1 rRNA gene is annotated in these 255 nt (G+C 54.5%); it reads right to left on the bottom strand.

Annotated elements, in window-relative coordinates:
• Positions 1–255, bottom strand: a 16S ribosomal RNA gene (locus LC455_RS32140); the annotation flags it as partial.

Here is a 255-nt window from a genome sequence, read left to right as displayed (position 1 = left end):
GAGTGCCCAACTGAATGCTGGCAACTAAGATCAAGGGTTGCGCTCGTTGCGGGACTTAACCCAACATCTCACGACACGAGCTGACGACAACCATGCACCACCTGTCACTCTGTCCCCCGAAGGGGAACGTCCTATCTCTAGGAGTGTCAGAGGATGTCAAGACCTGGTAAGGTTCTTCGCGTTGCTTCGAATTAAACCACATGCTCCACCGCTTGTGCGGGCCCCCGTCAATTCCTTTGAGTTTCAGCCTTGCGG

The organism is Neobacillus bataviensis, assembly GCF_019969725.1.
This window is presented reverse-complemented; position numbering and strand designations above follow the sequence as displayed.